At 65.9% G+C, this 24,908-nt stretch carries 24 protein-coding genes; 12 read left to right on the top strand and 12 right to left on the bottom strand.

Going from position 1 to position 24,908, the window contains the following annotated elements:
- Nucleotides 1–15 precede the first annotated feature (15 nt).
- The 6 genes from AB7E35_RS09580 to AB7E35_RS09555 all read right to left on the bottom strand — a co-directional run bounded on the left by AB7E35_RS09580 (nt 16) and on the right by AB7E35_RS09555 (nt 5,025).
- Nucleotides 16–504: a tripartite tricarboxylate transporter TctB family protein gene (locus AB7E35_RS09580; RefSeq protein WP_428163476.1), complete on the bottom strand. Its 489-nt coding sequence runs from the start codon at nt 502–504 to the stop codon at nt 16–18.
- 171 nt (nt 505–675) lie between these two features.
- A complete protein-coding gene (locus AB7E35_RS09575) occupies nt 676–2,496 on the bottom strand; it encodes a GspE/PulE family protein (protein WP_428163475.1) in 1,821 nt (606 codons plus the stop codon).
- 28 nt (nt 2,497–2,524) lie between these two features.
- Nucleotides 2,525–3,286, bottom strand: a complete 762-nt coding sequence (locus AB7E35_RS09570) for a spermidine synthase (protein ID WP_428163474.1) — start codon at nt 3,284–3,286, stop codon at nt 2,525–2,527.
- Between the two features lie 4 nt (nt 3,287–3,290).
- The gene (locus tag AB7E35_RS09565) at nt 3,291–3,842 is read right to left on the bottom strand and encodes a DNA-deoxyinosine glycosylase (RefSeq protein WP_428163473.1); all 552 of its coding nucleotides are present in this window, start codon (nt 3,840–3,842) and stop codon (nt 3,291–3,293) included.
- A 76-nt stretch (nt 3,843–3,918) separates the two neighbouring features.
- Nucleotides 3,919–4,767 (bottom strand): TatD family hydrolase, encoded by an 849-nt coding sequence (locus AB7E35_RS09560; protein WP_428163472.1) that lies wholly within the window; start codon nt 4,765–4,767, stop codon nt 3,919–3,921.
- A 60-nt stretch (nt 4,768–4,827) separates the two neighbouring features.
- Nucleotides 4,828–5,025, bottom strand: a complete 198-nt coding sequence (locus AB7E35_RS09555; protein WP_428163471.1) for a YgaP family membrane protein — start codon at nt 5,023–5,025, stop codon at nt 4,828–4,830.
- Between the two features lie 195 nt (nt 5,026–5,220).
- Here AB7E35_RS09555 and AB7E35_RS09550 point away from each other — a divergent pair, with 195 nt between their 5' ends.
- Nucleotides 5,221–5,592, top strand: coding sequence for a carboxymuconolactone decarboxylase family protein (locus AB7E35_RS09550; RefSeq protein ID WP_428163470.1), 372 nt, complete (start codon nt 5,221–5,223; stop codon nt 5,590–5,592).
- A gap of 56 nt (nt 5,593–5,648) precedes the next feature.
- Here the strand turns inward: AB7E35_RS09550 and lolD are convergent, their stop codons facing one another.
- Nucleotides 5,649–6,329 carry a lipoprotein-releasing ABC transporter ATP-binding protein LolD gene (gene lolD, locus AB7E35_RS09545; protein WP_428163469.1) on the bottom strand — a complete coding sequence of 227 codons (681 nt, stop codon included), beginning with the start codon at nt 6,327–6,329 and terminating at the stop codon, nt 5,649–5,651.
- Nucleotides 6,322–7,575, bottom strand: coding sequence for a lipoprotein-releasing ABC transporter permease subunit (locus AB7E35_RS09540; RefSeq protein WP_428167468.1), 1,254 nt, complete (start codon nt 7,573–7,575; stop codon nt 6,322–6,324). The genes lolD and AB7E35_RS09540 overlap by 8 nt, the downstream gene beginning before the upstream one ends.
- A 78-nt stretch (nt 7,576–7,653) precedes the next feature.
- Here AB7E35_RS09540 and AB7E35_RS09535 point away from each other — a divergent pair, with 78 nt between their 5' ends.
- Both AB7E35_RS09535 and recJ read left to right on the top strand, forming a co-directional pair.
- The gene (locus AB7E35_RS09535) at nt 7,654–8,619 is read left to right on the top strand and encodes a phosphoglycerate mutase (RefSeq protein WP_428167467.1); all 966 of its coding nucleotides are present in this window, start codon (nt 7,654–7,656) and stop codon (nt 8,617–8,619) included.
- Nucleotides 8,616–10,331 carry a single-stranded-DNA-specific exonuclease RecJ gene (gene recJ / locus AB7E35_RS09530; protein WP_428167466.1) on the top strand — a complete coding sequence of 572 codons (1,716 nt, stop codon included), beginning with the start codon at nt 8,616–8,618 and terminating at the stop codon, nt 10,329–10,331. Before AB7E35_RS09535 ends, recJ begins: the two co-directional genes overlap by 4 nt.
- 89 nt (nt 10,332–10,420) lie before the next feature.
- Here recJ and AB7E35_RS09525 read toward each other — a convergent pair whose 3' ends face one another.
- The gene (locus tag AB7E35_RS09525) at nt 10,421–12,208 is read right to left on the bottom strand and encodes a methyl-accepting chemotaxis protein (protein ID WP_428167465.1); all 1,788 of its coding nucleotides are present in this window, start codon (nt 12,206–12,208) and stop codon (nt 10,421–10,423) included.
- Nucleotides 12,209–12,442: 234 nt separating this feature from the next.
- Between AB7E35_RS09525 and AB7E35_RS09520 the strand changes: the two genes are divergently transcribed.
- The 4 genes from AB7E35_RS09520 (at nt 12,443) to AB7E35_RS09505 (ending at nt 16,092) form a co-directional block, all read left to right on the top strand.
- Complete coding sequence (locus AB7E35_RS09520) at nt 12,443–13,324, top strand: 3',5'-nucleoside bisphosphate phosphatase (RefSeq protein ID WP_428163464.1); 882 nt, start codon at nt 12,443–12,445, stop codon at nt 13,322–13,324.
- 15 nt (nt 13,325–13,339) lie between these two features.
- The gene (locus AB7E35_RS09515; RefSeq protein WP_428163463.1) at nt 13,340–13,975 is read left to right on the top strand and encodes an L-threonylcarbamoyladenylate synthase; all 636 of its coding nucleotides are present in this window, start codon (nt 13,340–13,342) and stop codon (nt 13,973–13,975) included.
- Nucleotides 13,976–14,111: 136 nt separating this feature from the next.
- Entirely contained in the window at nt 14,112–14,780 is a 669-nt protein-coding gene (locus AB7E35_RS09510; RefSeq protein WP_428163462.1) for a site-2 protease family protein, read from the top strand.
- A 10-nt stretch (nt 14,781–14,790) separates the two neighbouring features.
- Nucleotides 14,791–16,092: a tryptophan--tRNA ligase gene (locus AB7E35_RS09505; RefSeq protein WP_428163461.1), complete on the top strand. Its 1,302-nt coding sequence runs from the start codon at nt 14,791–14,793 to the stop codon at nt 16,090–16,092.
- A 25-nt stretch (nt 16,093–16,117) separates the two neighbouring features.
- Here AB7E35_RS09505 and AB7E35_RS09500 read toward each other — a convergent pair whose 3' ends face one another.
- Both AB7E35_RS09500 and queG read right to left on the bottom strand, forming a co-directional pair.
- Entirely contained in the window at nt 16,118–17,512 is a 1,395-nt protein-coding gene (locus tag AB7E35_RS09500; protein ID WP_428163460.1) for a TIGR03013 family XrtA/PEP-CTERM system glycosyltransferase, read from the bottom strand.
- Between the two features lie 450 nt (nt 17,513–17,962).
- The gene (gene queG / locus AB7E35_RS09495; RefSeq protein ID WP_428163482.1) at nt 17,963–19,021 is read right to left on the bottom strand and encodes a tRNA epoxyqueuosine(34) reductase QueG; all 1,059 of its coding nucleotides are present in this window, start codon (nt 19,019–19,021) and stop codon (nt 17,963–17,965) included.
- 12 nt (nt 19,022–19,033) lie between these two features.
- Between queG and tsaE the strand changes: the two genes are divergently transcribed.
- From tsaE to AB7E35_RS09480, 3 genes are read left to right on the top strand one after another with little or no spacing between them, the layout of a single operon-like run.
- Nucleotides 19,034–19,573 (top strand): tRNA (adenosine(37)-N6)-threonylcarbamoyltransferase complex ATPase subunit type 1 TsaE, encoded by a 540-nt coding sequence (gene tsaE, locus AB7E35_RS09490; protein ID WP_428163459.1) that lies wholly within the window; start codon nt 19,034–19,036, stop codon nt 19,571–19,573.
- Nucleotides 19,570–21,174 carry an N-acetylmuramoyl-L-alanine amidase gene (locus AB7E35_RS09485; protein WP_428163458.1) on the top strand — a complete coding sequence of 535 codons (1,605 nt, stop codon included), beginning with the start codon at nt 19,570–19,572 and terminating at the stop codon, nt 21,172–21,174. The genes tsaE and AB7E35_RS09485 overlap by 4 nt, the downstream gene beginning before the upstream one ends.
- Nucleotides 21,175–21,226: 52 nt before the next feature.
- Complete coding sequence (locus tag AB7E35_RS09480; RefSeq protein ID WP_428163457.1) at nt 21,227–21,559, top strand: cupin domain-containing protein; 333 nt, start codon at nt 21,227–21,229, stop codon at nt 21,557–21,559.
- A gap of 114 nt (nt 21,560–21,673) precedes the next feature.
- Here the strand turns inward: AB7E35_RS09480 and AB7E35_RS09475 are convergent, their stop codons facing one another.
- A complete protein-coding gene (locus AB7E35_RS09475; protein ID WP_428163456.1) occupies nt 21,674–22,336 on the bottom strand; it encodes a DedA family protein in 663 nt (220 codons plus the stop codon).
- Between the two features lie 236 nt (nt 22,337–22,572).
- On the opposite strand from AB7E35_RS09475, the gene AB7E35_RS09470 reads away from it, so the two are divergent.
- Together AB7E35_RS09470 and mutL are read left to right on the top strand one after the other, a co-directional pair.
- Nucleotides 22,573–22,836, top strand: coding sequence for a glycine zipper 2TM domain-containing protein (locus AB7E35_RS09470; RefSeq protein WP_428163455.1), 264 nt, complete (start codon nt 22,573–22,575; stop codon nt 22,834–22,836).
- Between the two features lie 56 nt (nt 22,837–22,892).
- Nucleotides 22,893–24,884, top strand: coding sequence for a DNA mismatch repair endonuclease MutL (gene mutL, locus AB7E35_RS09465; RefSeq protein WP_428167464.1), 1,992 nt, complete (start codon nt 22,893–22,895; stop codon nt 24,882–24,884).
- Nucleotides 24,885–24,908: the final 24 nt, after the last annotated feature.

Raw genomic sequence — 24,908 nt, 5'->3', positions numbered from 1 at the left:
GTTCAGTCTTTCCAATCAACCCACGATGAAGCTGGGCCAGACGGGGAACTGAAGCTTCAGCGCCCAAACGAATGCCACGTAACAGCCCACAGCCAGCACTGTGGCCAGGACGAGAACTTCCTTGAAATTGAACTGGCTGCCCGCCAGGCTGGCCACGAAGACCAGACCGTAGATGGCGACGATCAGGCCCATGGCCGGAATGCCGAAGCTGGGCAGACCTGCCAACAGCACGCCAAACAGCAGGTTGGCGCCAATGATGAAGAAGATCTGCTTCCAGGCCCACTTGCCGATCCGGTCACCGTCCATGGTCTCGACCACGGTGGCCTTGAACATGATCACGGCGCCAATGATGGCCAGCAAAATGCCCAACATCAGCGGGAAGTAGCCCGGCCCCATGCGGGCGCCTGTGCCAACGCTGTACGTGGTGGCGCCCCAGGCGAAGCCACCTCCCACCAGAAGGAACATGAGACCCGAAAAGAAATCTCTCTGACTCTTGATTTTCACAAATGTCTCCCAAAAGGAACGCGACGGGCGATTGTGGGGCGCCGGGACACGCTCGCAGATGTGGATTCCACCTACATACGGATACAAGGTTTCCCTAGGACTCCGGGTTGGCGATCCGCTGAAGAACCCAGGACACCGAAGCCGGCATCAGCAAGGCCCGGCCGGCGTTGATCAATCGAGCGGCGGAGTGGCCGCGATGACCTCCTCCAGCGTGGTCAGCCCCTCGGCAGCGCGCAACGCGCCGGCCAGGCGCAGCGGGCGCATTCCCTCCTGCACGGCCTGACGACGCATCGCGTCGATGGACGGCGACTGGTTCACCTGCGTCTTGAGCGCCTCGCTCATGGTCAGCAGCTCATAGAGCCCCATGCGTCCCCGAAAGCCCGTCATGCGGCATTCCACGCACCCCACGGGCTTGTAGGCGCGGTAGCCGCCGTTGATCTTCCACGGGCGGATCATGTCGGCCAGCACGTCGGGGTGGGCCGCCTCGTCCACCTGACGGCAATGCCGGCACAGCGTGCGCACCAGGCGCTGCGCCAGCACACCCAGCAGCGTGGCGTTGATGAGGTACGGCGGCACGCCCAGCTCCATCAGGCGCGTGACGGCGCTGGGTGCGTCGTTGGTGTGCAGCGTGGAGAACACCAGGTGGCCGGTCAGCGCGGCCTGCACTGCCATGTCGGCGGTCTGCAGATCGCGGATCTCGCCCACCATGATCACGTCGGGATCCTGCCGCATGAGAGCGCGCAGCCCGTCGGCAAAGGTGAAGTCCAGTTGCGGCTGCACCTGGGTCTGGTTGAAGCTGGGCTCGATCATCTCGATCGGGTCTTCCACCGTGCTCACGTTCACCTCTTCGGTGGCCACGCGCTTGAGGGTGGAGTACAGCGTGGTGGTCTTGCCCGAGCCCGTGGGCCCGGTCACCAAAATAATGCCGTGCGGGCGCTTGACCAGCTGCTCCCAGCGCTCGGCGTCGTGCGCGGTGAAGCCCAGCGCATCCAGGTCCTTCACGGCGTTGTCGGGGTCGAAGATGCGCATCACCATCTTCTCGCCAAAGGCCGTGGGCAGCGTGGACAGGCGCATTTCCACCTCGTCGCCACGCGGGTTGCGCGTTTTGATGCGCCCGTCCTGCGGGCGGCGTTTTTCCACCACGTCCATGCGCCCCAGCAGCTTCACGCGCGCCACCATGGCGCTCAGCACGCCCAAAGGCATTTGATAGACCGCGTGCAGCACGCCATCGATGCGAAAACGGATCACGCCCTGCTCGCGCCGCGGCTCCAGGTGGATGTCGCTGGCGCGCTGGTCGAAGGCGTACTGCCATAGCCAGTCCACCACCTTGACGACGCCCTGGTCATTGGCGTCCAGCTGTTTGTTGGTCTTGCCCAACTCCACCAGTTGCTCAAAGCTGCTGCCAGCCGCAGCACCGCCGCTTTTTTGTGCAGCGCGCACCGACTTGGCCAGCGCGTAAAACTCCGCCGTGTAGCGTGTGATGTGCTGCGGGTTGGCCAGCACGCGGCGCACGGTGCGCCTGGCTTGGCGCTCCACCTCGGCCACCCAGTCATCCACAAAGGGCTCGGCCGTAGCCACCACCACCTCGGTGCCGGTCACCTGCACGGGCAGCACCTTGTGACGCTCGGCGTAGCTGGCGCTCATGGCATCGGACACGCGGCCAACGTCCACCTTCAAGGGGTCGATGCGCAGGTACTCGATGCCGCAGCGGCGCGCCACGTATTCGGTGAGCATGTCCACATCCAGCGGCTTGCCGTCTGCGGCGCGCACCAGGCTCACGGTACCCAGCCGCACCAGCGGATGCTGGCTGCTTTCGGCCTGCGAGCAGCGCGCAATGGTGCGCTGCGCCAACTCGGCGCTGATGACGCCGTCCGCGCGCAGCCAGTCCACGATGCTGCGCCACTGCAGCGGCCCTGCGGCCTGCCGGGCGTGCTCGCGCGCAGCCCTGCCCTCTGGTGTCTCATGCGCCTTAGAGAACGTGGATGCAGTCATGGTGTGAACGGGATGAGTTGCCGCCATTTCAGGCCACAGGCTTGAACACCCGCAGCCACTTGGGCGCTGGCAGATTCCATCGTGCCTGCACCGCCTCGGCCTGGGCCAGTAGCTGCGCGCGTTTGGGCCGGATGGGCGTACGCTGGGCCAGCACCACGGTATTGCCCTCGCGCGTGGGCTTGAAGGCCCACAGCGCCTCGGGGCCAAAAGCCTCGGCCAGCCCGGCCAGGCTGCGCTCGTAGCTGGAGGCGCGGCCGAACAGGTTCACCGTCAGGCAGCCGTCCAGCGTCAGCAGCGCGCGGCAGTCGGCGTAGAACTCTGCGCTGTCCAGCACAGGCGCGGCGGCTTCGTGGTCGTACAAATCCACGGCCAGCGCGTCCACCGTGCCCTGCCACTCGGTTTTTTTGATCTCCTGGGCCGCATCGGCCAGCACCACGCGCTGCATGGGGCCGTCAGGCGGCAGCTTGAACCAGGCGCGGCAAACGGCCTCCACGCGCGGATTCAGCTCGACCACGGTGCAGCACATGCGCAGCTTCTTGCGGCAGAACTTGGTGATGGCGCCGGCGCCCAGGCCCAGCTGCATTGCGTGGCGCTTGGCCACGCTGGCGGGCTCCACGAACAGCAGCCAGGCCATCATGCGCTGCACGTATTCCAGTTCGATCTCGAACGGCTCGGCGATGCGCATGGAGCCCTGGATCCACGGCGTGCCCAGGTGCAGGTGGCGCACTTCGCCATCGTCTGAGACGCTGACCTCGGGCAGTTCGGCAGCGGCGGTCTTCTTGCGGGTCAAATTTTTATACCAATCCAAAATTGGCCAGGGCATCGCCCCAGGCGCTCAGTTTTCTGTCAAAGCTCCACGACGCATTGGCCGGGCTGGTGGACGGCAGGCGCAGCGACGCGATCGGTGCATCTGCCCCCAGCCCCAGACGAGTGCGCACAGCCATGGCGTGGCGGAAGCTCTCCCCGCCATTGTGGGCGATGGCGGCCAGATGCGGCGCCAGCGCATTCAAGGCCGCGAAATCGTTGACCTGCGCGTTGCGGATACTGGCGTCCAGGCTGCCCTGGCGCTCGCAGGCGGCATACACGTCCCACAGGCCCAGGCCGCGGGCCAGCAGCCAGTCGCAGCGCGCCGCGTACTGGTCGCGGCCGGGCAGCGGATGCTGCGGCCACAGCGCCGCAAGAATGCGCCAGAAATGGTTCTGCGGGTGGCCGTAGTACTGCCGTGCGGCCAGCGAAGCGACACCCGGAAAACTGCCCAGCACCAGTATTCGCGTGCCAGGGCCCACCACTGGAGGCAGGCCGACCAAGCGGGCAGCAGGCTGTGCCGGCGACATCTGTTGCGTCATCACACCTCTTCAAGACTATTATTTATGCAGCAGACAGCGCTTGTCAGATAAGGACTGGAGACCAGAACACCCTGAATCAATGCCCGCCATCACGTGCCAGCAAACCCTGCAGCCGCGGCAGCGCCGCGCAGGCGTTGGTGCGGGTGGCGCAGGCCAGTTCGGCGCTGGAGATGCCGCGCAGCTGCGCCACCAGCGCGCCGATGCGAGGCAGCTCGGCCGGGCTGTTGCGGGCGGGCGGGTGGCCGGCTGCGCGCTCAGCGGCGGTCACATAGAGCCAGTGTGGTGGGATGTCGGGCGCATCGGTTTCCAGCACCAGCGCATCCAGCGGCAGCTCGGCAGCCAGTCGCCGCAGCTGCAGCGCTCGCTCATAGGTGACGGCGCCGCCAAAGCCCAGCTTGAAGCCCAGGCCGACGAACGCCTGCGCCTGCTGCAGGCTGCCGTTGAAGGCGTGAGCGATGCCCCCGCGCACAGGCAGCTCGCGCAAGCCTTTGAGCAACTTGTCCGCCGATCGCCGCACATGCAGGATCACCGGCAGATCAAAGCGTCGTGCCAGCTGCAGCTGCGCCCGGTAAAACTGCTCTTGCCGCTCAGCATCCAGGCCCGGCACGAAAAAATCCAGCCCGATCTCGCCAACAGCCACCAGACGCGGGTCGCCCATGCACTGCTCCAGCATGAGCGCAAGCGCCTGCGGGTCGTCGTCACCAGCCTGGGGGGTATAGAGGGGGTGGATGCCCAGCGCGTAGCTGTCGCCGTGGCGGTGGGCCATGTCGCGCACGGCCTGCAAGTTGGCCAAGTCCACTGCCGGTAGCACACAGTGCGCCACACCAGCGCGCGCAGCGCGGGCGCGCTCGGCATCGGCAAAATCGGCGCCGCCATGGACTGCGAACTCATCCAGGTGGCAGTGGGTGTCTATCCAGACAGGCATGCGCCGGATGATGCCACCGCACATCACCGCACATCGCGGCGCAGCGCGATACAAAACGGTTTATTCGGATTTGCGCATGGGACAGGTGTTCACACCCAGCAGCGAATACGCCGGGCAGACGCTGAACAGACCTGTGAGCAGCGGCACCACCCCAATCCAGCCCCACCAGCCCACCGTGCCTGTGGCCGCCAGCGCAATCAGCACCAGCCCCACGACGATGCGCAGCACACGATCCAAACCTCCGACGTTGTGTTTCATGACATTTCTCCTGGTTAAAAACCGCTTGATGTGCGCGTACTGCGCATCTTTGAACGCCCCGGCAATCACCGGCTCACGCTAAACAAGAAAATAGGGACTTGCTAATTTAGGAAAAACTAAAGAACATGTCAACGGCGGCGCCTCAGGGCGGCGCCTTCATCTTTCACCGTCATCCACACTGCGAAGGAACTTTACATGTCCGCAATCCCCGACTACAAGGCACTCACCCGTGAAATCTCTGGCAACGTGGGCCAGCTGCGCACCAGCCAGCCCGAGGTGATGCAAGGCTTCAACGCCATGGGCAAGGCTGCCCTGGCGCCCGGCGCCATTGACGCCAAGACCAAAGAGCTGATCGCCCTGGGTATCGGCGTGGCCGCGCGCTGCGACGGCTGCATCGGTTTTCACACGCAGGCCCTGGCGCGGCTGGGCGCCACGCGCGCCGAGGTCCACGAGACGCTGGCGATTGCGGTGTACATGGGCGGCGGCCCGTCGCTGATGTACGCGGCCAATGCGGTGGCGGCGTTTGACCAGTGCGCGCCCGAGCAGGCACCGGCCGCAGCCCGTTAATTAAGTGCAAAAAATATAGCTGCTAGCACCCGATAGATAAGGGCTGGCAGCTGTTTTCACGTCAGAACGCCCGACACCAGACGCACCACGCGGTCGCAGCGCGCGGCCAGCGATTCGTCGTGCGTGACCAGCACAAAGGCCGTGCCCTGCTCGCGCGCCAGTTGCAGCATCAGGGCAAACACCCCGTCGGCGGTGGCGCGGTCCAGATTGCCCGTAGGTTCGTCTGCCAGCACGCAGGCCGGGCGCGTGACCAGTGCGCGCGCAATTGCCACGCGCTGGCGTTCGCCGCCCGATAACTCCGCCGGGCGATGGTGCACGCGCTCGCCCAGGCCTACCGTCTGCAGCATCTGCACCGCCCGGGCGATGCACTGCGCGTAAGGCTCGCGGCGGATGCGCAGCGGCATGGCCACGTTGTCCTGCGCGCTGAACTCGGGCAGCAGGTGGTGAAACTGGTAGATGAAGCCCAGGTGGGCGTTGCGCAGCTGCCCCTGCGCCGCCGGCGACAGCGCCCCCAGCGCCTGGCCCTTGAGCGTGACCTTGCCGGCGCTGGGCGCATCCAGCCCCCCCAGCAGATGCAGCAGCGTGCTCTTGCCCGAGCCCGACGCACCGACGATGGCCAGTGTTTCGCCGGCATGCACCGCCAGGTCCACGCCCTTGAGCACGGTGACGTCCAGCCGCCCCTCGGTAAAGCGCTTGGTCAGGCCTTGCGCCTGCAGCACCACTTGCCCATTACTCATAGCGCAGCGCCTCCGCCGGGTTCACGCGGCTGGCGCGCCAGCTCGGGTACAGGGTGGCCACAAAAGCCAGAATGAGCGAGATGACGCCAATGGGCACGATATCGCTGCTTTGCGGGTCGCTGGGCATCTTGCTGATGAGGTAAATGTCTTTGGGCAAAAAGCTGGCGTTCAGCGCCCGCTCGATGGCGGGCACGATCACGTCGATGTTGAAGGCCACGCCCAGGCCCAGCAGCAGGCCGGCCAGCGTGCCGATCACGCCCACCATGGCGCCCTGCACCACGAAGATTCCCATGATGCTGGCGGGGCTGGCACCCAGCGTGCGCAGGATGGCGATGTCCGCGCGCTTGTCGGTCACTGTCATGACCAGCGTGGACACCAGGTTGAATGCCGCCACAGCCACGATCAGCGTGAGGATGATGAACATCATGCGTTTTTCCAGCTGCACGGCGGCAAACCAGGTACGGTTTTGCTGCGTCCAGTCGCGGATCAACAGGTTGCCCGAGAGGCTGGCCGCCAGTTGCTGCGTGACGTCGGGTGCGTCGTGCAGATTCTGGAGCTTCAGGCGCACGCCAGTCGGCCCTTCCAGGCGGAAGATGCGCTCGGCATCCTCGTGGTGCAGCATCACCAGGGCCGAGTCATATTCGTAGTGCCCCGAGTTGAAGGTGCCAGCCACCGTCATCTGCTTGAGGCGCGGCACCACACCCGCAGGTGTGACCTGGCCGGCCGGCGCGATCAGCGTGACGGCGTCGCCGGCATGCACACCCAGCTGGCGTGCCAGCTCGCTGCCCAGGATCACGCGGAACTCGCCCGGCACCAGGGCCTTCAGGCCCTCCAGGTTCTCGGCGGCCAGGTCGGTCACCTCGGCCTCGTGCGCGGGGTCGATGCCGCGCACCAGCGCGCCCTTCATGTCCTCGCCACGCGCCAGCAGCGCCTGGGCGGCGACGAAGGGCGCGGCGCCCACCACGTTGGGATTGGCCCGCGCCTGGGCCAGCGTGCGCGGCATATCGGGCAGCGCCGCGCCGCCCGGCGCGAAGATCTCGATGTGCGACACCACGCTGAGCATGCGGTCGCGCACCTCTTTCTGAAAACCGTTCATCACGGACAGGACGATGATGAGCGCCGCCACCCCGAGCGATATGCCCAGCATGGACACGCCCGAGATGAAGGAGATGAAGCCGTTGCGCCGCGTGGCCCGGCCTGCCCGGGTGTAGCGCCAGCCCAAGGCCAGTTCGTAGGGAATTTGCATGGAAGCGCGATTGTGGCACCGGGTTGAACCGTGCTCCACGCAACTGCCGGCTTAGAGCATCCCGGACAATAACGCCCCATGTCAGACATCACTCATTTGCTCATTCCCTACGCAGCAAGCGCCTCCGAGGGAGCGCAGCAAGCCCTGGCAGGCATGGCGCTGCCGCATCTGGACAGGCTTCTCGCCCGCCTGAGCCCCGCTGGCACCCACCCGGGAGAAGAAACCAGCTTCAGCACCCCGCACGAGCGCGCACTGGCGCAAGCCCTGGGTCTGCCCCATGAGGATGGCCGCATCCCATGGGCCGCCTGGCACCGCCACCAGCAGGGCCTGCCCACGGACGGCCAGGCCTGGGCCTTCCTCACGCCCTGCCAGTGGCAGGTGGGCGCCGACCATGTCACCTTGCGCGACCCGGATCACCTGATGCTTGATGAGGCCGCATCGCGCGCGCTGCTGGCCATCGTGGCGCCCTGGTTTGCCGAAGACGGCATTGCGCTGCACTACGACCAGCCCACCCGCTGGCTGGCGCAGGGCGAGGTGTTCAACGGTCTGGCCACCGCATCGCTGGAGCGCGTGCTGCTGCGCGACGTGCGGCCGTGGATGCCTGACGTGCGCGCTGCCCGCACCCTGCACCGCCTGCACAGCGAGATGCAGATGCTGCTGTACACCCACGCCTTCAACGACGAGCGCGCGGCGCGCGGCCTGCCAGTCGTCAACGCCTTGTGGGTGCACGGCACCGGCGCGCTGCCCACGCCCGCCCCAACCCCTACCACCACCGCCGCCGCCGCCGCGCCCACAGTAGCCCACCAGCTGCGCGATGCCGCGCTGCGCGAGGACTGGCGTGCCTGGGCCACTGCCTGGGCCGCGCTGGACGCCGGCCCCGTGGCCGATCTGCTGCGCCAGGCCGAAAGCGGCACGCCCGTGCGCCTGACCCTGAGCGGCGAACGCAACGCGCTGGGCTTTCACAGCGCCCCGCGCGGCCTGGGCCAGCGCATTCAAAGCCTTTTCAGGCCCCAGCGCTTTTCCAGCTTGCGCGAACAGCTATGAAAATAGTAGCTAGAGACACCCCCCCGCGCGTGGTCTGGGCGCTGGAGCAAGCCGGCGTGCACCCGCTGCTGGCACGCCTGTATGCGGCGCGCGGCATCCGCGCCAAGGAGGAGCTGGACGACGCCCTCGCCCGCCTGCTGCCGCCGGGCACCCTCAAGGGCGCGCGCGAGGCCGCCGCCCTGCTGGCCGACGCCATCGCCCAGGACAAACGCCTGGTCATCGTGGCCGACTACGACTGCGACGGCGCCACCGCCTGCGCGGTGGGCGTGCGCGGCCTGCGGCTGCTGGGCGCGCGCCATGTTCAGTATCTGGTGCCCGACCGCGTGGTGGACGGCTACGGCCTCACCGCCCCCATCGCGCAGCGCGTGTTTGACAAGGGCGCCGACGTGCTCGTCACCGTGGACAACGGCATCGCCAGCATCGAAGGCGTGGCCCGCGCCAAGGCGCTGGGCCTGCAAGTGCTCATCACCGACCACCACCTGCCGGGCCCCGAGCTGCCCGCGGCCGACGCCATCGTCAACCCCAACCAGCCGGGCTGCGGCTTCGAGAGCAAGTCCATGGCCGGCGTGGGCGTGATGTTCTACGTGCTGCTGGCGCTGCGCGCCGAGCTGCGCACGCGCGGCCTGTTCGACAAGGCCACGCAGCCCAGGCTGGAGCCGCTGCTACCGCTCGTCGCCCTGGGCACCGTGGCCGACGTGGTGCGCCTGGACAGCAACAACCGCCGCCTGGTGGCGCAGGGCTTGAAGCGCATCCGCGCCGGCCAGATGCAGGCGGGCATCCAGGCACTGTTTGATGCAGCCGCGCGCAAATCCCCGGTGGCCACCACCTTCGACTTTGGCTTTGCGCTGGGCCCGCGCATCAATGCCGCCGGGCGCCTGGCCGACATGACGCTGGGCATCGAATGCCTGCTGACCGACGACCCGGCGCGCGCCGCCGAGCTGGCACGCCAGCTGGACGCCATCAACCGCGAGCGCCGCGAGCTGGAGGGCGGCATGCGCGAGCAGGCGCTGCTGCTGGCGGAGAGCCTGTTTGACGAAACCGAGGAGCCGCCGCCCGCGATCAGCGTGTTCGACCCCGACTTTCACGAAGGCGTGGTGGGAATCGTGGCTTCGCGCCTCAAAGACAAGCTGCACCGCCCCACCTTCGTGTTCGCCGCCAGCAGCGCGCCGGGCAAAGAGCATGAGCTGAAGGGCTCGGGCCGGTCGATTGCCGGCTTTCACCTGCGCGACGCGCTGGACCTGGTGGCCAAGCGCCACCCCGGCGTGATCCTGAAGTTTGGCGGGCACGCCATGGCCGCCGGCTGCACCGTGGCCGAGGAGCATTTCGGAACCTTTGAGCAGGCTTTTGCGCAGGTCGCACAAGAATGGCTGGACGCCGCCACGCTAACGCGCCAGCTGGAAACCGACGGCCCGCTGGCGCCGCAATACTGCCGCGCCGAACTGGTGGACGCGCTGCAGCTGCAAGTGTGGGGCCAGGGCTTTGCACCGCCGACGTTCAGCGAAGAAGTGCAAGTGCTGAGCCAGCGCCTGGTGGGCGAGGCGCGCAACCACCTGCAAATCAAGCTGCTGCACCAGGGCCAGCCCGTGGACGCGATCTGGTTTGGCCACACCGATCCCCTGCCAGAGCGCCCCTTGCTGGCCTTCCGGCTGGACGTGAACGAATGGCGCGGCGAGCGCAGGGTGCAGTTCCTGATTGAGGGCGTGCAGGGTTGAGGCACACGTCACCTCACATCAAATAAGCCTCTAGCGCTTGTATATCAAGCGCTGAAAGCTCATTTATTCATAGCAATTCGCCAGGAGCCTCAGAAACTCTCCCAATCATCATCAGCGCCCGCCGCGACGGCCACCCTGGAGGCCGGGGCAATGCGGGGCGGCGCGGCCTTGGCGGGCGCAGGCCTGGGTGATGCAGGATTCGGCGATGCGGACTTGGCGGGCGCAGGCTTGGACAGCGCCGTGCGGGCGGTGGCAGCCACTGCGGGCCGGGTCTGCGAAGCGGGCGCCTGCGCCGGTGCGCGCGCAGGGACGCGCACGGCCGTCAGGGCGGCGCTGCCCACGTTGAATACGGCCACCACCTCGCTCAGGCGCTGGGCCTGCTCGTGCATGGATGCGGCGGCGGCGGTGGCTTCTTCCACCAGCGCGGCGTTTTGCTGCGTCATCTGATCCAGGTTGGCCACAGCCTGATTGACCTGGCCGATGCCGTCGCGCTGCTCGGTGGACGAGGCGGTGATCTCGCCAATCAGGTCGCTGACCCGGCGCACGCCCTGCACGATATCTTGCATGGCCTGGCCCGCCTGCTCCACCTGGGCAGAGCCGGCCTCGACGTTGTCCACGCTGGTGGTGATCAGTTGCTTGATCTCGCGCGCCGCCGAGGCAGAGCGCTGCGCCAGGCTGCGCACCTCGCCGGCCACCACGGCAAAGCCGCGGCCCTGCTCGCCGGCGCGGGCGGCTTCGACAGCGGCGTTCAGCGCCAGGATGTTGGTCTGGAAAGCGATGCCATCGATCACGCCGATGATGTCGGCAATCTTGCGGCTGCTGTCGGAGATGCGCTGCATGCTGGCAACCACCTGGACTGCCACTTCGCCGCCACGCTCGGCGGCCTGCGCCGCGTTGGCGGCAAGCTGGTTGGCCTGGCGGGCAGTGTCAGCCGACTGGGTGACGGTGGCCGTCAGCTCTTCCATGCTGGCGGCAGTTTCTTCCAGGTTGGCGGCGGTCTGCTCGGTGCGCGCGGACAAATCCTGATTACCGGTGGCGATCTGGCTGGATGCGGCCGAGACCGACTCAACGCCGGCACGCACTTCGCCGACCACGCTGCGCAGGCGCGCGCCCATGGCTGACAAAGAGCGCAGCAAGTCCCCCAGCTCGTCACGACGGCCGTCATGCACATCCTGCGTGAGATCGCCCGTGGCGATGGCGTCGGCCAGGCCCACCGCACGCGACAACGGCTGCGTGATGGCGCGCACCAGCAGGTTGGCCAGCGCCAGGCCCGCAATCATCATCAGCGCGGCAATGCCCAGGCTGGCCCACTCGGCGCGCTTGCGCTGCGCCTCGGAATACGCGTTGGCCGCGTCGCGCTGGCGCTCCTGCAGTTGCACGAAGGCGTCTTGCTCACCCGCGTAGCGCGCCACGGCGGGCACAAATTGACTGTCAACCAGCGCCTGCGCGCTGGCCAAGTCACCATCGGCGCGCAGTTTGCTGGCTTGCGCCAGCGCATCCAGGGTCGCCTGGCGGGCGGCGGCCACGCGCTCCAACTGGGCCTTGTCGTCCGCCGTGAGGGCTTCAGACTCGATCTGTTTTTGCAGGACATTGATGGCCTCGATGCCCTGCCTGACTTTTTGCTGCAAGCGTGCCGTCAGGGCTTCGTCGGTGGTGATCAACGCATTCACGGATTGATCCACGGCCAGCGCAGACAGACCCTTCCAGCGCAAAGCCATGCTGATCCGGTTCTCACTGGCATGCACGGCCAGCGTGGCTTGGTCATCGAGATCCCCCAGGTGGTTCATCACGCCGACCAGCAGCACCACCATAGGAATCACCATGGCCAGAACCAGCACCCATAGTTTGCGGGCAACCGGAATGTGGTTGAGATTCATATGTTTTACATCGTTTCTGAAGACGCGCACTAGGCGCCCGGTTGATCCAAAAGGCCCTCGGCATCCCCGCCGAGCCCACACATCACAGCCCCGCCATCGGACGCGACTGGTGCGGCAATGTACTGCGTCTTGCAAAACATTTGATTACACAATGGCAAAGCTGCCCTCACCGACGAAATCACCAGCGCCGCCGGCCGGACAACGCGACTGCCGCCCACGCCCTACAATGATTTTGTGACTACATCCATCAACGCCGACTTGCATTGCCACTCCGTGGTGTCCGACGGTACCCTCACGCCCGAACAACTGGCCGCCCGCGCACATGCCAATGGCGTGCAGTTGTGGGCGCTGACCGACCATGACGAGATCGGCGGCCAGCACCGCGCGATGGCCGCCGCGCACGCGCAGGGCATGGACTACCTCACGGGCACCGAAATATCCGTCACCTTTGCCGGCACCACGGTGCACATCGTGGGCCTGGGTTTCGATGCCGACGACGCGCAACTGGCCCAGGGCCTGGCCGATACGCGCGGCGGGCGTGAGGAGCGCGCCCGAGAGATCGGCGATCAGCTGGCCCGGGTGGGCATCCACGGCGCTTTTGAGGGCGCGCTGCGCTACGCGGGCAACCCCGAGCTGATCTCGCGCACGCACTTTGCGCGCTTTCTCGTAGAAGCCGGTGTCTGTCACGACACATCCGAGGTGTTTCGCAAATACCTCATCGAAGGCAAGCCCGGCTATGTGCCACACCGCTGGGCATCGCTGGGCGATGCGGTACGCTGGATTCGTGAGGCCGGGGGCATGGCGGTGATCGCCCACCCTGCGCGCTACGGCTTCACGGCCAACGAGGAATACGCGCTGTTCTCTGAATTCAAGCAACACGGTGGCCAGGGCGTGGAGGTGGTGACCGGCAGCCACACTCCCGCCGAATACGCCACTTATGCAGCCCTGGCCCAAGAATTCGACCTGGCCGCATCGCGCGGAAGCGACTTTCACAGCCCCAACGAGTCGCACACCGACCTGGGCGTCCTGCCCAACCTGCCGGGGCAGCTCACCCCCGTGTGGGATCTTCTTGCCGGCCGCGTCCTGCACGCCCCCCGGCCATCTGGTACCGCCTGAAAGCACCGCTCTCACATGGCCCAGCATTTCGAAATTCACGCAGACAACCCGCAGCCACGTCTGCTCAAGCAGGCGGCCGCCTTGCTGTCGGGCGGCGGCGTTGTGGCCGTGCCGACGGACTCCAGCTACGCGCTGGTCTGCCAGCTCGACGACAAGGACGCGGTAGATCGCATCCGCCGCGTGCGCCAGATCAGCGACAAGCACCACCTGACGCTGCTGTGCCGTGACTTGTCCGAGCTGGCCAGCTATGCCCACGTGGACAACCGGCAGTACCGGCTGCTCAGGCTCGCCACGCCGGGGCCTTACACCTTCATCCTCGATGCCACCAAGGAAGTGCCTCGCCGGGTCAGCCACCCGCAACGCAAGACCATCGGCCTGCGCGTGCCCGACCGCAAGGGCTTGCAACTGCTGCTGGAGTTGCACGGCGCGCCGCTGCTGGCCACCACGCTGATCCCGCCGGGCGAGACCGCACCACTGAACGACCCAGAGGAAATCCGCGAGCGCTTTGAAAAGCAGATCGACGGCATCATCGACTCTGGCGCCTGCCCCCTGGAGCCCACCACGGTGCTGGATCTCACGCCCATGAGCACTGGTGGCCAGGCCATCGTGGTGCGTGAAGGGCGTGGCAGCTTGCAGGCGCTGGGGTTTTGAAGATGCGGCTGGCTGCCAGTGTGGGGGGCACCCTGCTCCCTATCGAATAAACCTGCGCTCAGCGCAACCCGCTTGCAAGCATTTGCAATGCATCTTGCCAAGGCCCGACCATCGGGCGTCTGACACAATCACAGCCGTGGACCTATCCAACCTTATCCAGACCGTACTCATCTACGCCCTGCCGGTGCTGTTCGCCATCACGGTGCACGAGGCAGCCCACGGCTACGCGGCCCGGCATTTTGGCGACAACACCGCCATGATGATGGGGCGCATCACACTCAACCCGCTTAAGCACATCGACCCCGTTGGCACCGTGCTGATGCCCCTGCTGCTGTACTTTGCCACTTCGGGCGCTTTCCTGTTTGGCTACGCAAAACCCGTACCGGTCAACTTCAGCCACCTGCGCCACCCCAAGCGCGACATGGTCTGGGTGGCGCTGGCGGGCCCGGCCTCCAACTTCGTTCAGGCCATTGGCTGGGCACTGCTGCTGGTTGTGCTGGCCGCCATGGGCACACAAGAACGCTTTTTCATCGAAATGGCCCGGGCCGGCATAGCGGTCAATCTGGTGATGTGGGCCTTCAACCTGTTTCCTCTGCCGCCGCTCGATGGCGGGCGCATTCTCGTCGGCCTGCTGCCCTGGAAGCAGGCGCACCTGCTGGCGCGCATCGAGCCCTATGGCTTTTTCATCGTGCTGGCGCTGGTCGTGGCGGGCATCGTGGGCACGCTGTGGCTGCGCCCGCTGATGTCGCTGGGCTATGCCGCCATCGACCTGCTGATCTCCCCGCTCACCGCGCTGCTTCGCTGACCCCTGTCCCATGACCACCACGCGTTTTCTTACAGGCATCACGCCCTCGGGCACTCCGCACCTGGGTAACTTTGTGGGCTCCATTCGTCCCGCCGTGGCCGCCAGCCGCAGCGCTGGCGTGGAGAGCTTTTACTTTCTGGCCGACTACCACGCCCTCATCAAGTGCCAGGAACCCGAGCGCGTGCACCGCTCCACCCTGGAGATCGCCGCCAGCTGGCTGGCCGCCGGACTGGACCCGCAGCAGGTCACCTTCTACCGCCAGTCCGACGTGCCCGAAATCCCCGAGCTGCACTGGCTGCTGACCTGCGTGACCGGCAAGGGCCTGCTCAACCGCGCCCATGCCTACAAGGCCGCGCAGGACAAAAATACAGAGTCCGGGCACGATCTGGATGACGGCGTGACTGCCGGCCTGTTCATGTACCCGGTACTGATGGCCGCCGACATCCTGATGTTCAATGCCCACAAGGTACCCGTGGGCCGGGATCAGATCCAGCACATCGAGATGGCGCGCGACATGGCCGCCAGCTTCAACCACCTGTACGGCGAGCATTTCACGCTGCCCGAGGCCGCCATCGAGGACAACGTAGCCACGCTGCTGGGCCTGGACGGGCGCAAGATGAGCAAGAGCTACGACAACACCATCCCGCTATTTGCCACGCGCGAGCAGCTAAAAAAGCTCATTGGCGGCATCCTGACCGACTCGCGCGCGCCCGGTGAACCCAAGGAGGTGGAAGGCTCGGCCCTGTTCCAGCTGTACCAGGCCTTTGCCACGCCCGAAGACGCTGCTGCTATGCGCCGCGCCTACGCCGAAGGCATTGCCTGGAGCGAGGCCAAACAGATGCTGTTCGAGCGCATTGACCGCGAGATCACCCCCATGCGCGCGCGTTACGACGACCTGATGGCCCACCCCGAGAAGGTGGAAGCGCAGCTGCAAATCGGCGCCGAACGCGCCCGCGCCCTGGCACAACCCTTCATGCAGCGCCTGCGCGCTGCCGTGGGTCTGCGCAGCCTGAGCGCCGCGGCACCGGCCCAGGCCAGCCCCAAAGCCGCCAAGACGGCACTGCCGACTTTCAAGCAGTACCGCGAGACAGACGGCAAGTTCTATTTCAAGCTGGTGGCTGCCGACGGCCGGCTGTTGCTGCAAAGCACCGGCTTTGACGCCCCCCGCGACGCTGGTCAGGCCATTGCCCTGCTGCAAAAAGATGCCGGCGCACTGCAGGCGCTACAAGCGCAGCTGGTGCCACTGGAAGGCGTGGACACAGAGCAGGTGACGGCCGCCTTGCAGGCACTGGCTGCCGCTGCCAGCACCTGACGATTGGTGCCGAAGACCACCAAAGCTACTGCGCACCCTTGCCTGTCAGCACCACCCCCACGGTTTCAAACAAAATGATCAGGTCAAGAAACCAGGAATGGTTTTTGACGTAATACAGGTCGTATTGCAGTTTTTGCGCAGCATCCTCTATGGATGCGCCATAGTGATAGCGCACCTGCGCCCACCCGGTCAAACCGGGTTTGATTCCGTGGCGCAAGGCGTAGTACGGAATATCCTTGGTTAGCTGCTCCACAAAAAAAGGCCTTTCGGGTCGGGGGCCCACCAGACTCATATCGCCCTTGAGCACGCAAAACAACTGCGGCAGCTCGTCGATGCGCATTTTTCGGATAATCCGGCCCACACGGGTGATGCGAGAGTCGCCTGAAGTTGCCCATCGGGGTTTTCCGTCTTTCTCTGCATCGTTGCGCATGCTGCGAAACTTGACGACATTGAAAACCCGTCCATCGCGCCCCACACGCTCCTGCCGATAAAAAATCGGCCCGCCGCTTTCCAGGTAAATCAGGATTGCCGTCAAAAGCATCACTGGCGACGCAAGCAAAAGCAAAACGCTGGCCCCCACAACGTCAAACAGCCATTTGACTGCCGATCTGACCACTCCCTGCTTGAATCCATCCCCAAAGACAAGCCAGCCGGCAGAGACAGCGTCCATGTGAATCTGCCCCAAGCTCTGCTCAAAATAAACCGCAATATCAATCACCCTGACACCGCTCAACTTGCAGTCCAGCAAATCCCGCAGAGACATGCTGCCGCGCCGACGCTCGTCCAGGGCTACCACGATTTCATTGATGCCCCGTTGCCGGACCAATTCAGCCAGGCTCTGTCCGGACGCGATGACGCTGGAGTCGGGGACCACACGCTCTTTTTCCTGCAAGCCGGCAAAATAGCCCACCAGCTCAGTGTCGCGACCACTCATTGCGAGGGACTGACCCACGATACGTGCACGCGCACCCGTGCCGTAAATCAGCAGGCGCTGGCGCTGATAGGCCGCAGGCAACAAATCGCCGCCCAAAAACCGGATGATCAGCATGCCAGCCGCCGTCAGCAAAAGAGCGAAGAAAACCGGTTCGTTCTGATAGGGGGAGTGCAACGGCATCAGCAGCAAAATACCGGCCGTAATAATCAAGGTGAATAGAAAAGACAGAACTGCCCGCGCCCGCATCTGCCCCAAGGTTAATTCGCCCATGTTGCCATAAAGACCCAAGGCAAAATTGACAGCAAGAATGCCGATCGCCATCAGCAGTCCGCGCACCAAACCAGATGAAATTGTGGAAGCACTCAGCGAACCAGCTTCGGTCTGCAAGGCCAGCGCCGCAAAAATGGCACTCACGATGACCACCGAGTACACCATGATCTGCAAAATGTGACGCCGGTGAAAATAGTGATTGAATATTCTGATCATCTCCACTCCCATTGCGCCCCAGCACCGGGCGCGAACACCAGAAAATCAACCGCATTAGCCTTACCAGGGCCTGACCATCAAATATTCAACACGTTCTGCGCAAACCGTCTTTTGCAATCCTCATTTAACACATATTCTTGCGAGATGGCTTACTAAAAATTACCAAGCTTTCAACACTTCATTCCTCTCAGGCCCTGTCCTTCTTCTCATTACAGCGGTGATACGACAAGCAACACGCAAAGCATAGTGGATACATACACAATCGCAACAAGATTTACCATAAGTTCGGCTCCACGGCCGATCACCTGATGCGTGGACGCGCGGTGGTGCGAACCACGGCCATCTCAGCGTCAGCGCATCCTTCACGGCCCTGTGTCGCGGCTTTCCACCCCACGTTCCCTGCGTCGCGTCCCACGCATCTCCTCCGCGGCCGGGGCCGATCGGCGTTGCTCAGTGGTTCACATCCTGCGCCAGCGCCCAGGCCACATGCTCTTGCACCAGCGCGCTGTTGTGCTGCGTCCGCGACTGCAGGGCCGCGCGTACGCCGGCATCACTCGTAGCGCGCAGTGCATTGCCCAGCGCCACGGCAATGTTGCGCAGCCAGCGCTCGTGGCCTATGCGGCGTATCGGGCCACCCTCGGTCATGCGCAGGAAAGTGTCCTCGTCCCAGGCAAACAGGTGCACCAGCTGCCGCCCCACCAGACCAGCGCGCGGATCAAAGTCTGGCAGGCTGCTGGTCTGGGCAAATTTGTTCCAGGGGCAGATCAGCTGACAGTCGTCGCAGCCGTAGATGCGGTTGCCCATGAGCGGTCGCAGCTCCAGGGGGATGGGCCCCGCGTGCTCGATGGTCAGGTACGAGATGCAGCGGCGCGCATCCAGGCGGTAGGGAGCCACGATGGCCTGCGTGGGGCACACGTCGATGCAGGCGCGGCAACTGCCGCAGTGCTCGGTGACGGGCTCGGTGGACGGCAAGAGCATGTCCACATAAATTTCACCCAGGAAAAACATGGAGCCCGCCTCGCGGCTCAGCACCAGCGTGTGCTTGCCGCGCCAGCCCTGGCCGCTGCGCTGCGCCAGCTCTGCCTCCAGCACGGGAGCCGAGTCGGTGAACACACGGTGGCCAAACGGACCCACTGCTTGCGCAATGCGGTCGCTCAGCTTTTGCAGCCGCGCGCGCAGCACTTTGTGGTAATCCCGCCCCCGGGCATAGAGGGACACGATGGCCTCGGCAGGACGGTCCAGGCGGTCGAATTCGATGGCCTGCCAGCCGTGCGGTGCATCCACGGGCGTGCTGCGCGGCAGATAGTCCATGCGCGCGGTGATCACACTCACGGTGCCTGGCACCAATTCGGCCGGGCGGGCACGCTTCATGCCATGCGCGGCCATGTAATGCATATCACCATGGAACCCTTGGGCCAGCCATTGCATCAATCCACGCTCGGCGCTGGACAAGTCCACGCCGGCCACCTTGATTTGGGAAAATCCCAGCTCACGGGCCCAGCCTTGAATTTGAGGAACGAGTTGACTGCTGCACACCATCAAGCATCGATTGTAGAAACGCCGCAGCGTCTGGCGCTGCGCTGGAACGATGAGGACGACACGGCACGCTTTGCCGCGCGTCTGGCCGCACAGCCCGGCGTGCGCAATGCCTTCATCGCCCTGCGCGGCGATCTGGGCGCGGGCAAAACCACGCTGGTGCGCCATCTGCTGCGCGCGCTGGGCGTGACCGGGCGCATCAAAAGCCCCACCTACGCCGTCGTCGAGCCGCACCACGCACCGGGGCTGGACACTCCGGGAGTGGACACGCCTGGACTGAACATCTGGCACTTCGACTTCTACCGTTTCAACGACCCGCGTGAGTGGGAGGATGCAGGCTTTCGCGACATTTTCGCCAGCCCTGGGCTGAAGCTGGCCGAGTGGCCTGACAACGCAGGAACCCTTGTCCCACCTGCGGATATTGCTATTTACATTGAAGCGGGGGATGATTCGGCCCGGCTCGTGACGCTGCAAGCCGGCACACCCCGCGGCAGCGCCCTACTCCAAGGACTGGACACCCCATGAGCAATGCGCCCCCCCGCCATCCGCATCCCTTGCGCCGCCTGCTGCTGCAATCTGGCGCGCTGGTGTTGCTGCTGGGCCGCCAGCAGATTGCGCGCGGCGCCACCATCGTGGCTGTGCGCGTATGGCCTGCAGCCGACTACTCTCGCGTGACCATCGAGTCCGACCGCCCGCTCAACGCCAAGCAATTTTTCATCCCCACGCCGCCGCGCCTGGCCGTGGACATCGAGGGCCTTGATCTGAGCCCCTCGCTGCGCGAGCTGGTGGCCAAGGTGCGGGCCGACGACCCCAACATCGCCCGCATTCGCGTTGGCCAGAACGCCCCCGGCGTGGTGCGTCTGGTGCTGGATCTCAAGCAGGCGGCGCAGCCCCAGGTGTTTTCACTCAAGCCGGTGGCGGCCTACCAGCACCGCCTGGTGTTTGACCTCTACCCCACCGAGGCGCCTGATCCGCTGTCCGCGCTGATCACCGAGCGCCTGCGCGACGCGGCGCAGGCGGCCCCACCGGCCCCGGCCCAGGCCATGTCCGCCACCCCGTCCAGCCCTGCCGATACCCAGGCGCTGCAGCCAGCCCCCCCCGCCAAAGCACCGCTGGCGCTGACGCAAGACTCTGCCGGGCCTGGCGCGCACGCTGCCACGCCAAAACCTGTGCCATCCGTGGCTGCGGCACCGCCTTCCGCCGCCGCCTCGCACCCGGATCCCCTGGCCGATCTGATTGCGCAGCACACGATCAAGCCTGCGGCGCCCGCCGCTGCGCAGGCCGGCTCCCCACCAACCACTGCAGCCACGACGTCCGCAACGCCCACAGCCCCGGCCGCAGCCGCCGCGCCCACCGCACCGCCCCGCGCAAACGCTGCGGCTGGCGCTGCACGCGAGACAGACCGCCTGATCATCATCGCGCTGGACCCTGGTCACGGCGGCGAAGACCCCGGCGCCATCGGTCCTGGCGGCACGCGCGAGAAAGACGTGGTGCTGCGGGTGGCGCGCCTGCTGCGCGACCGCATCAACGCCAGCCAGGTGGGCGGCAACCCCATGCGCGCTTTTCTCACACGCGATGCCGACTACTTCGTGCCCCTGGCGGCGCGCGTGGACAAGGCCCGTCGTGTCCAGGCCGACCTGTTCGTATCCATCCACGCCGACGCCTTCACCAACCCCGCTGCACGCGGCGCCAGCGTGTTTGCGCTGAGTCAGGGGGGGGCGTCCAGCTCGGCCGCGCGCTGGCTGGCCAACAAGGAAAACGAGGCCGACCTGATCGGCGGCGTGAACCTGGGCGCACAGCAAGACCGGCATGTGCAGCGCGCGCTGCTGGACATGAGCACCACCGCGCAAATCAACGACAGCATCAAGCTGGGCAGCGTGCTGCTGGGCGAGATAGGCAACGTGGGCCGGTTGCACAAGCCGCGCGTGGAGCAGGCGGGCTTTGCGGTGCTCAAGGCGCCCGACATTCCCAGCGTGCTGGTGGAGACTGCCTTCATCAGCAACCCTGAGGAAGAAGCCAAGCTGCGCACGGCGGCCTACCAGGAGCAGCTGGCCGATGCGTTGATACGCGGCATCAAGCGCTACTTTGCCAAGAACCCGCCGCTGGCGCGCAGCCGCAGCGTGTAATCCCGGCGCAGGCCGGGGCGACCGGCGCTGCGCCCGCAACCAGGAGATTGCCATGGCATTGCCCCACGCCCAGTCCGGTGAAGTCGTCAGCGTCCGGCCCCTGGGGCCGCACCTGGCGCAGGCCACCACCGCAGCCCTCATCAAGGCACGGCAGTTGGAGGTGATCCGCGTCGTGCTGCCTGCAGGCAAAGAGCTGCGCCAGCACGACACGCCCGGCGAGATCACCGTGCAGTGCCTGGAGGGCGAGGTGGCCTTCCAGACCGGCGACAGCACACGGCTGCTGCACCAGGGCGACTTTGTGCACCTGGCGCCGCGCACGCCGCACGGGTTGCGCGCTGTCACGCACACATCGCTGCTGGTGACCATCTGCCTGGCCCCTGCCTGATGGCACGGCGGGTGCCAGACGGGCGACACCATAAAAAACACCACTGCGGGCGGGCAGTGGCGTTATGTATTCAAAACAGGCTCTGGCGCTTATCAATCAAGCGCTTGTAGCTATTTAATCCATAGCAACTTCTTGCGCCCTGGACTTGCGCCCCGCATGCCATGCGCCGCCTATGGCGATCAGCCCCGGCACCAGAATCAAGGCCCAGATGATTTTGTCCAGGTGCTGCTGCACCCAGGCCAGGTTGCCAAAAAAGTAACCTGCCGTGCAGATGCCCAGCACCCACAAAATGGCCCCGCCCACGTTGTAGGCCGTGAACTTGGCGCGCCCCATGACGGCCACGCCCGCCACAAACGGCGCGAAGGTGCGGATGAAGGGCATGAAGCGCGCCAGCACGATGGTGATGCCGCCGTAACGCTCGTAAAACGCATGGGCCTGGTCGAAGGCCTTTTTGTTGAACCAGCGCGAGCTTTCCCACTGGAACACCTTCGGGCCAAAGTACCGCCCGATGCTGTAGTTGCACTGGTCGCCCAAAACGGCCGCCACCAGCAGCACCGCGCAGGCCAACGGAAAGTTCATCAACCCCGCGCCGCACAGCGCCCCCACCACAAACAGCAGCGAATCGCCGGGCAGGAAAGGCATGACCACCACGCCGGTTTCGACAAACACGATGAGGAACAGCAGCGCATAAACCCATGGCCCGTAGCTGGCCACAAAAGCCGCCAGATGCTTGTCCACATTCAGGATGAAATCGATCAGAAAGGAGATGACTTCCAAAATTCTTGCCTCTTGTTGCCAGGGTGCGCCGTAATGTACCCCCCGCCTGCAAACCCCTGGACGCTGCACGGTAGCGGTGGCAATTGCTCACATTTGTTGGCTCTTGGCAAACAAAACCCGGATCACACTTTACGCGGTACGTTCACAGTGAACGGCAAAGCAAATCACCGCTGCGCAGGCAAGGCGGAGTGATCCATGCGCCACCTGCCCACCCCGTTTGAAAAGGAACCCACCCCATGAGCACACTCCAACTCCCCCGCTCCCTGGCCTTTGCACTGCTGCTGACCGGCGCTGTGGCGCTGGGCGGCTGCGCCCACCGCCCCACCAATGCCCAGTTGGGCACGGGCGTTGGTGCCGTGGCTGGCGGCCTGGTGGGCAACGCGGTTTTTGGCTCCACGCTGGGCACGGTCGGCGGCGCCGCGGCCGGTGCCCTGATCGGCAACGAAGTGGGCCGCGACAACGATCGCGGGTACGACCGCGGCCACGGTCGCCGCCGCTGAAACCATCAGCAGCCCCCACAGGCGCCGACATCGGTCAGGCGCCTAGAATCCGCCGCGTGACCGCACAGCCCCCAGACACCTGCACCCCACCCCGCCGCCCCATCCGCGATCTGCCCGACGAGCTCATCAGCCAGATTGCCGCGGGCGAGGTGGTGGAGCGCCCCGCGTCTGCCGTGCGCGAACTGGTGGACAACGCGCTGGACGCTGGCGCCACCCAGATCACCGTGCGCCTGCTGGCCGGCGGCGTGCGCCTGATTGCCGTGGAGGACGACGGTGTGGGCATTGCGCAGGCCGAATTGCCTGTGGCACTGCGCCGCCACGCCACCAGCAAGATCACCAGCCTGCACGACCTGGAGTCGGTAGCCACCATGGGTTTCCGGGGTGAGGCGCTGGCGGCCATTGCGTCGGTGTCCGAAATGGCGCTGCTGTCGCGCACCGCAGAGCAGTCCAGCGCTTTTTTGCTGGATGCACGCAGCGGCGAACTGCGCCCCGCAGCGCGCAGCCGCGGCACCACAGTGGAGGTCAAGGAGCTGTTTTTCTCCACCCCCGCACGGCGCAAATTTTTGAAAACCGATGCCACCGAGCTGGCCCACTGCGTGGAGGCCGTGCGCCGGCACGCGCTGGCGCGACCCGACGTGGGCTTTGCCATCTGGCATGAGGGCAAACTCGTCGAGCAATGGCGCGCCACCCTTGCCCCCGACGCCACTGCCGACGACGCCCAACGCCAGCGCGCGCTGCAGCAGCGGCTGGGCGATGTTCTGGGCGAAGACTTCATCCATCAGTCCGTGGCTGTGCATGGGCGGCTGGGCAACCTCATCGTCACGGGCCGTGCCGGCCTGCCCGACGCCGCCCGGTCGCGCGCGGATCAGCAGTTTTGTTACGTCAACGGCCGCTTTGTGCGCGACAAGGTGCTGACCCACGCGGCACGCAGCGCCTACGAAGACGTGCTGCACGGCCACAGGCAGCCGGTGTATGCGCTGTACGTGCAGATCGAGCCACAGCGCGTGGACGTGAACGTGCACCCCACCAAGATCGAGGTGCGCTTTCGCGACAGCCGCGAGGTGCACCAGGCCGTGCGCCGCGCGGTGGAAAGCGCCCTGGCCGCGCCGCGTGCGCAGGCGCTGGCTGCCGACGCCGCCGCATCCACCGCGACCGCGCCCGTCGCCGCGCCTGCAGCGTTGCCCGCGCAATCTGCGCCAGCCCAGCTTGGGTCCCATCAGCCTTTAGCCCAATCCTGGCAAGCGCAAGCAGCTATCAAATTTGATGAACTCATAGGGCACAAGGTATCTGACCTGCAGGCGCTATGGGGGGCGCCTGCGGACGCTTCGTCGGCAGTATCGTCCTCGTCCGCTTCCGCCGCCTCCACGGCTTCACCTGCCGACGTGGCACCCGCGGCAGCAGTGGCCACCGCGCCGCGGGCCAGCGTCAACACAGCAGCCACCCACGCTGGCGAAGGCACCGCCTGGCCCCTGGGCCGGGCCGTGGCGCAGCTTCACGGCGTGTACATCCTGGCAGAGAGCGCGCAGGGTCTGGTGGTGGTGGACATGCACGCGGCGCATGAGCGCATCGTCTATGAGCGGCTCAAAACGCAGGTGGATCAGGGCGCGCGTATCGCCAGCCAGCCGCTGCTGATCCCCGCCACCTTCGCCGCCACACCCGAAGAAGTAGCCACGGCAGAGGCCCACGCCGACACGCTGGCCGTGCTGGGGCTGGAGGTGGTGCCGTTCTCCCCGCGCACCCTGGCCGTGCGCGCCGTGCCCACCACATTGGCCCAGGGCGACCCGGTGGAGCTGGCGCGCAGCGTGCTGGCCGAGCTGGGCACGCACGACGCCAGTACCGTGGTGCAGCGCGCGCGCAATGAAATCCTGGCCACCATGGCCTGCCACGGCGCAGTGCGCGCCAACCGCCGTCTGACGATCGACGAGATGAACGCCCTGCTGCGCCAGATGGAAGTCACCGAGCGCAGCGACCAGTGCAACCACGGCCGCCCCACCTGGCGCCAGTTGTCGATGAAAGAGCTGGACGCACTGTTCCTGCGCGGGCGGTAAGCCCCCCCGGCCCCCCGGCCCCCA

Origin of the sequence: Diaphorobacter sp., from assembly GCF_050251835.1 — a bacterium.
Lineage (GTDB): Bacteria > Pseudomonadota > Gammaproteobacteria > Burkholderiales > Burkholderiaceae_C > JBFXIE01.
This window is presented reverse-complemented; position numbering and strand designations above follow the sequence as displayed.